The sequence below is a fragment of the Mycobacterium sp. genome (assembly GCF_049673265.1).
Taxonomy (GTDB): Bacteria; Actinomycetota; Actinomycetes; order Mycobacteriales; family Mycobacteriaceae; genus Mycobacterium.
In genome coordinates, this window is record NZ_JBATXN010000597.1 from 1 (window position 1) to 7,633 (window position 7,633).

Sequence of the window (7,633 nt, forward strand, 5' to 3'; positions counted from 1 at the left end):
TCGATCATCTCGCCCAGACCCTTGCCCACAGCCGCGTCGTCAGTGAGCGGCCCTGCGATCGCCGCCCGCGCCGCCTCTGGCATGGCCAGCCCCTCTACAACGAGCCTGCCCGCCGCAATCAGCACCCGCGTCGATGCGACCTCACGCAGCCCGCCGGTTTCCAGCCGGCGGATGGCCTGTCCGAAACGCACCAGCTCGGCTGCGGTGGCACGGTCTACGCCAGCCTCATGCGCAACGATCGCCTCCTCGACATCGGCTGCAGGAAAGCCGAATTCGATGGCAACCATTCGCTGACGTGTCGAATCTTTGAGGTCCTTTAGCACGCTTTGATAGCCGGGGTTGTAGGACACCACGAGGCCGAATCCGGGCGCCGCGTCCAGCGTGATACCGAGACGTTCGATGGGCAGCTGCCGCCGGTGATCCGCAAGCGGGTGTAACACCACGGTGGTGTCTTGTCGGGCTTCCACCACTTCGTCGAGGTAGCAGATTGCTCCCTCGCGCACCGCGCGGGTCAGCGGCCCGTCCACCCACACCGTCTCGTCGCCACGCAGCAGATACCGACCCACTAGGTCCGCGGTAGTCAGGTCGTCATGGCAGGCGACGGTGATCAGCGGCCGGTCGAGATCGTGGGCCATCGCCTCAACGAATCGGGTCTTACCGCAACCCGTCGGCCCCTTCAGAACGAGGGCCAGCCCTTGGCGGTATGCCGCCTTGAAAATGGCCTCTTCGCTGCCGACCGCCTGGTAATAGGGCCGCACCATCTCCGCCTCTAGGATCGCGCCGCTCCGGCTATCAAGCCCGGACTGGTTGGCCATCGCTTCCCTTCCGATCCTCCGCTTGAATGGAGCCTAACCGGAACAGATGTTTGTTTCAAGTGCCATGACGATCGGGGCCGAGAAACTGATACGCCAACTACGTTCTGGGACATGGCATCAGGCGTTCCTCACGACACTTTCCGGCGAACCTCTGCCGACCGCAACGCGGATCGGAACAGCGGCCCGATCACATCAGCGAGTTGATCTGGACGCGCGATCGTCGCGTGTGCGGTGTTACCGAATACCCTGCGCAGCGATAGCACGTCGGTTCCTGCGCCGATCGTCAGACATACGCAGCCGTTGCCGCGACGGCGGGCTTCCGTCAATGCGCGACGCGCGTCCGCGGCGCCGTAGGGGCGCTCGTAGCCATGGTCATATGCGAGCCCGTCGGACAGCACGACCAACAGCCGCCGCGAGGTTCCCCCGCGTGCCTCCAAGACTGCCGAGCCGTGCCGGATCGCCGCGCCAAGTCGGGAGTACGCGCCGGGTTCGAGACTGTTCAGCCGCCGCATGGCCTGGGTGTCCAGATGGTCGTCAAATCGTTTGACGGGCACCATGGTCACCGCACGCCGACCCTGCGAGTAGTAGGCGTAAAGCGCAACCCGGTCGCCCAGGTCGTGCAGCGCAACCATGAGGTTGGCGACTGCCGCACGTTGCTGTTGGTGCACCGTCTGGCCCACCGTGCCGGGTTCGGCAGTCGATCCCGACACATCGAGCAGCAGCAACACCGACAGGTCGCGCCGGCGCCGCAGGCTGTCGAGGTAGACCGCCTCGTCGGGGGCCGAGCCGGCGAGCACCTCGACGCGCGCTTCGACTGCCGCGTCGATGTCGATATCGTCGCCCTGCGACTGGCGGTGGCGGCGGTGCAGACCCATGCCGAGCCTAGACAGCGGGCGCCGCATGCTGATGGCGTCGTCGAACTCATGGGTTGCCGATACCTTGATCTCCGGCTCAACCTCGTACACGGTGCACCAGGCATCGCGGTATCCCTTGCGGGTGACGTCCCATTCCGGATATGTCACGGCACCAGACGTAAGAATCCAATGGTCTCTGATGTCCCCGTCGTCATCGCTCGACACAGCGGCGAGCGATGACACCGCGGCCGCCCCGCGACTACCGGAGTTGATCCGGTGCGTCGGGTTATCCGCGCCGGGTGGCCCGCCCCCGCTACCGGTCTTGCGTGCCGAAGACAGCAGCTTCTTCAACCACTTGCCGATAAAGCCGCCTCCGCCAACCGGACTGGTGAACATATCGGGATCGTCGGAATCGTCGATCTCGCCATCGTGGAAGTCCTGCAGTTCCTTCGTGTCGTGGTCCCGCGGCACATGTTGCGGGCTCGTCTGGTCTTTTTGAGCGGCCGCTCGGGAGCACGCGGCAAGTACCTTCGACGCACGGATCACGCCGAATTGCGGCGCCGGCTCGTCGATCCGTGCCCGCCGGCCGGCAATTCGCAGCGATGCGGCCGGCGATTCGCTGCGGCTTGCGATTTCGGGATCGCCCAACGACGCCAAGATGCCCGGCAACAGGTCACCGTTGGCGACTAGCGCGCGGTGACCCTCGACTGCGAGGTAGCGCTTGGCCAGCCGACGCCGACGGACCAGGGAGCGCAGGATTTCTGGATCAAGGCTGCCCGCTGTGATCAACGACGCTTGCACCGCAATCGCTTCGAGCGTCGCGCGGGCTCGCGCGGCGGGATCGACGAAAATCGTCTGGCCGTCAGTCCACGGCGGTGCACCCGGTTGCAGTTCGGCGACCGCTATCGGCCGGCCCGCAAGTGCTGATGCGAGCATGCCCAGGGCCTGCAACCGATCGCCAGAAGCGTCGCTTGCCACACACGACCTCCGAACGCCGCGGACCTCGTTGACCAAATATCTGTTCCAACGTAAAGTCGCGCTTGGCCCAAGTCAAACGCGTGAGGTAAACCAAGCAACGTGGATTTTTCATACCCACCCGAGGTGGAGCAGGTCCGCAAGGAGCTTCGCGCGTGGTTGGCCGCGAACCTCACCGACGACGTTGTAGCCGCTGGCCGCCGGCGAGGCAGGGACGAGGCCGCGTTCCAGACACTTCGTGCATGGAATGCGACGATGGCCGACGCCGGTTGGGCCGCAGTCTCCTGGCCGCAGGAGTACGGCGGCCGCGGCGCAACGGTGCTCGAGCAATTGGTGTACGCCGAGGAGACAACTCGGGCGCGGGTGCCGATGCCACTCAACGTGATCGGCCTGAACAACATCGCGCCCGCGATCATGCAATACGGCACCGAAGAGCAAAAGCGCACCCTGCTGCCCCGCATGATGCGAGCCGACGAAATCTGGTGCCAGGGCATGTCGGAGCCCGAGGCGGGTTCGGACCTTGCCTCGTTGCGTACTCGCGCCGTGCGCGAAGACGATCAGTTCGTCGTCAACGGCCAGAAAATCTGGACGTCGATGGGTTATCGCGCTGACTGGTGTCAGCTCTACGTGCGAACGGATCCGGACGCGCCGAAGCACAAGGGCATTTCCTGCCTGATTGTGGACATGTCGTTGCCCGGCATCGAGGTCCGGCCACTCGTCACGCTCAGCGGCGAGGCCGATTTCGCCGAAGTCTTCTTCAATGACGTGCGGGTGCCCGCGGATGCTCTGCTCGGCCCGGAAAACGGCGGCTGGCAGATTGCCACAACCACGCTGAGCCACGAGCGCGCCGGTGCTGCGCGCCTCTACACCGAGATGCAAACGCGGTTAGCGGAATTGGTAGCCGACCTCGCCGACGTCCACATCGATGGTCAACCGGCACTCGAAGATGCCACGACGTTGCGGCGCCTCGGCGAAATCGCTTTGCGTATCAAGTATCTCGAGGTGCTGTGTCAGCGTTCGATATCGGCGATCCTGCACGGCGGTGACGCATTCGGGTCGGCAAGCCTGGCCAAGACGATCTGGGGTGAGGTCGGGCAGCAGATTGCCGCGCTGGCGTTCGACCTGCTGGGATCGCACGCAGGCGGTCGCCGGTGGGCGGAATATCGCTTGACATCGCGTTCGCTCACCATCGCCGGCGGTACAACCCAAATCAACAAAAACATCACCGCGCAGCGAGTCCTCGGCTTGCCACGCTCATGAACCTAGAACTGAACGACGAGCAGATCGCGCTGCGCGATACCGTACGAAGCTTCTTGGCTGAAAAGGCGTCGATCGCCGGACATGTCCGCCCGATGCTCGAGGATCCCACCGGCACGACCGAGGCGGTCTGGCGTGGGCTCGCCGACCTGGGAACCACGGGCATGCTGGTCCCACCGGAGTACGACGGCGCCGGCATGACGATGGTTGAGGCCGGCATCGTGCTCGAGGAGCTTGGTGCCGGACTGCATCCCGGACCGTGGCTGTCCACCGCGGTCGCCGCGACTCGTGCGCTCACGCGGTTCGGCGTGGACAGCGGTGCGGCTGCACCGCTTTTCAGCGGGATTGCAAACGGTTCCACAATTGCCGCGGTGGGCCCTCTCGACGGTATTCGCCCAACGGTCGTCGAGCCGGGCGATGGCATTGCGCTGCGTGGCACGATCGGCCACATTTGGGATGCCGCCGCCGCCGACGTGGTGCTGGTGCTGGCCGATGAACCTGGCGGCACAGGGCTTTTCGGCGTCCAGATGCCGGCGCCTGGCGTGGTAGTTACGCCGCAGACCGGAATAGATGGGACCCGCAAGCAATTTCGCGTCGCACTCGATGACACGCCAGCGCAACGTCTGGCCACTGCATCGCCGGATACCGTCGAGGATCTCGTCGACGACGTGGTCGTCGCCTGGGCCGCCGACGCGCTGGGCGCCGCGCGTGCGGTCTTCCACCTGGCTGTCGAATACGCCAAGGTGCGGCGTCAATTCGGCAAACCCATCGGTGCGTTCCAAGCCGTCCAGCACCTGTGCGTCGATATGTACGAGACGGTTGAACTCGCCCGCAGTGGCGTCATCCACGCACTGTGGGCGGCCGACGCCGCCGATCGTGAAGAGCGGCATTTGGCTGCAATGCGCGCCAAAGCCTTCGCCGGCCGGCTGGCCGCCGTCGCGGACAACGCCATCCAGGTATTCGGCGGTATCGGCTACACCTGGGAACACGACGCCCACCTCTATTTCAAGCGCCTACTGAGCTGGAACGCATTTCTCGGCGGCCCCGACCGCTATCTCGTCGAGGTGGGTGCGCAATTCGCCGGATCAGTTCTGCACTGATTTTGGGGAGGAGGAACATGATCGACTTCACCGGGCAGGTGGCGATCGTCACCGGCGCCGGCCGCGGCCTCGGACGCCTGTACGCGCTCGAGCTAGCGCGCCGCGGCGCGGCGGTCGTGGTCAACGACCTCGGCGGATCCATGCATGGCGATGGTGCGGATACCAGCGTCGCCGACGCGGTCGTCGAAGAGATCGAGCGCGCCGGTGGTGTCGCCGCGGCGTCACATGATTCCGTAGACAACCCCGAGGGTGGAGAAGCGATCGTCCGCACCGCTATCGACCGATTCGGTCGACTCGACGCGGTGGTCAGCAACGCCGGCATCTTCAACAGTGTGCCCTTCGAGGATCTGTCGCAGGCCGACTGGCGGCGGATGCTCAGCGTCCACCTCGACGGCGGGTTTTATCTGAGCCAGCCGGCATACCGGGAGATGAAGGCGGCCGGCTACGGGCGGTTCGTGTTCATCTCCTCCTCCGGCGGCATGTTCGGCCAACCGCTGGAAGCCCACTACGCCGCGGCCAAGGCGGGCCTGGTTGGGCTCGCCAATGTCATCGCCATCGAAGGCGCCCAGCACGGCATCCTCGCCAATACAGTGCTGCCGTTCGGCTTTTCGCGCATGGTCACCGAAACGGTCGGTGACCCCAAAGCGCTTGAGGAGACCGGATTCCTGAAAGTGATCCAGCCTGAGCTGGTCGTGCCGATCGTTGCATTTCTGGCCAGTCGGGCTTGCGAGTTCACCCATCACAACTATTCGGCTTGCGCCGGGCGCTTTTCGCGCGTTTTCGTAGGACTCGGCGAGGGTTGGCTCGCCGACCCTGGCAGCAACCCGACCGCCGACGATGTCGCGGCGCACCTATCCGAAGTGTCTGCCACCGAGCCGTTCACAGTTCCAGGGTCGATTTTCGAAGAGGTCTTCGCAGTCTGCGAAAGACTGGGCGTCGACGTGTTCTCACAGTGAGCTGCGGCCCGCCGCTCTAGCAGCCTGGTAGCGTAAAACCAAATATTCGGTCACTCGGGCAACGGCTGGATAGCAATAACGGATCACGGCCAGGAGGTGTCGTGGGACTTCAGCAACCATCCGAGGCTGCAGCCGCTCGAAACTCCGCCCGCCTAGACTTGCCCGATGCCGATTCGTTGGTCCGGGCTGGCCGGGCCGGACGCGCTCCGATGACGCCGACCAATACGCGGGCGGGCGCCTACGACGACGGCACTCGCCGCACCGAAATCCTGCAGACTGCCGCGTCATTGATTGCTTCGTCGGGTTTACGCACGTCCTTGCAGGAGATCGCCGACGCAGCGGGTATTTTGCCGGGCAGCTTGTATCACCACTTCGAATCGAAAGAAGCGATCCTCGTCGAGTTGGTCCGGCGATATTACGCCGACTTGGACCGCATCGGCGAGATCGCCCATGAGAAATTGGACAAGCCCGACTCGGGCTCCGCCGCTGACGAGATCTTCGCGTTGGGATCGGCGATCGCACGCTGCGCGGTGCAGCATCGCGCCGCCCTGCAGATGTCGTTCTACGAGGCGCCGAATGCAAATCCGGAGCTCGTGGAACTGCTTCAGAAACCTCCCACAGCAGTCCAGCAGGCGATGCTGCAAATGCTGCGCGCCGGTCGATGGAGCGGCTACATCAGGTCCGATATCGATCTTCCCATACTGGCCGACCGGATTTGCCAGACGATGATGCACGTCGGACTTGACATCATTCGGCATACCGCCGCCGCCGACCAGACCGCAGTCGTGTTGTGCCGCATCATGTTGCATGGTCTGGCCAGTCGGCCGCACAGTGATCGAGAATTGGATCGCTCCCCTGCTTTTGCGGCCGCCGAGGCAGCGATCAACACATGGCGTGACGAAGGCGAGTCCGAGGCCAACGACAAAGCCACCCACGTCCGTGCGATAGCACGAGCCGAGTTCGGCCGAAAAGGCTACGAGGTCACCACCATCAGAGATATCGCTTCCGCCGCGGGCCTAGGCACCGGGACGGTGTATCGGCTGATCGGGTCGAAGGACGAACTGCTCGCCTCGATCATGGAGTCGTTCGGCAAGAAGGCCGGCGGCGGATTCGCCGCTGTGCTGCGGACTGACGCCACACCGGTCGAGAAACTAGATGCGCTGAGTTGGGTCAACATCAACGCGTTGGACCAATTTCCCGACGAGTGGAAGATTCAACTTGCCTGGATGCGCCAATCGCCGCCAGACACCCCCAACCCGGGTCTGGCGTTCACCATGCGACTCCGGCAGTTACGGGCGCTGCTGTCGGAAGGAATCCAGTCCGGTGACATCCGGATCGAGGATCCGCCGTCGCTCGCGATGCTGTCGCGGTGCGTGATGGACATTCTGTGGATGCCGGAGAACATCGTGCGGGCCCAGGGCAAGCATGCGGCGCTGACCAATGCCCGCGACACCGTGGTGCGCGGCGTCGCCGAACGCGGCAGACGCAAGTAACACCATCCACCGAAACGACCGCCACACATACCAAATATCTGTTCCCGTACAGTACTCGTGAGCCTTACAGTTAGCGTTCCCAGAGAGGATTGAAATGACTGGTATCGAGCAGTTCCGCTACGACGGCAAGCGGGCGCTGATCGTCGGAGGTGCCACCGGGATGGGCGCCGCGGCAGCCAAGAT

The 7,633-nt window shown here is 64.3% G+C and carries 6 protein-coding genes; 4 read left to right on the forward strand and 2 right to left on the reverse strand.

The window, feature by feature from the left end; genetic code table 11:
• Positions 1-815, reverse strand: an 815-nt coding sequence (locus WBF82_RS20155; RefSeq protein ID WP_424384702.1) for a CbbQ/NirQ/NorQ/GpvN family protein, incomplete at its 3' end; no start/stop codon positions are given.
• 128 nt (positions 816-943) lie between these two features.
• The gene (locus WBF82_RS20160; RefSeq protein ID WP_424384706.1) at positions 944-2,605 is read right to left on the reverse strand and encodes a nitric oxide reductase activation protein NorD; all 1,662 of its coding nucleotides are present in this window, start codon (positions 2,603-2,605) and stop codon (positions 944-946) included.
• Positions 2,606-2,746: 141 nt separating this feature from the next.
• Here WBF82_RS20160 and WBF82_RS20165 point away from each other — a divergent pair, with 141 nt between their 5' ends.
• The 4 genes from WBF82_RS20165 (at position 2,747) to WBF82_RS20180 (ending at position 7,450) form a co-directional block, all read left to right on the forward strand.
• Complete coding sequence (locus WBF82_RS20165) at positions 2,747-3,904, forward strand: acyl-CoA dehydrogenase family protein (protein WP_424384703.1); 1,158 nt, start codon at positions 2,747-2,749, stop codon at positions 3,902-3,904.
• Positions 3,901-5,001, forward strand: coding sequence for an acyl-CoA dehydrogenase family protein (locus tag WBF82_RS20170; protein ID WP_424384704.1), 1,101 nt, complete (start codon positions 3,901-3,903; stop codon positions 4,999-5,001). Before WBF82_RS20165 ends, WBF82_RS20170 begins: the two co-directional genes overlap by 4 nt.
• 17 nt (positions 5,002-5,018) lie before the next feature.
• On the forward strand, positions 5,019-5,957 hold the full coding sequence (locus tag WBF82_RS20175) for an SDR family NAD(P)-dependent oxidoreductase (protein WP_424384705.1): 939 nt from the start codon (positions 5,019-5,021) through the stop codon (positions 5,955-5,957).
• 209 nt (positions 5,958-6,166) lie between these two features.
• Positions 6,167-7,450 (forward strand): TetR/AcrR family transcriptional regulator, encoded by a 1,284-nt coding sequence (locus WBF82_RS20180; RefSeq protein WP_424384707.1) that lies wholly within the window; start codon positions 6,167-6,169, stop codon positions 7,448-7,450.
• The last annotated feature ends 183 nt before the right edge of the window (positions 7,451-7,633 follow it).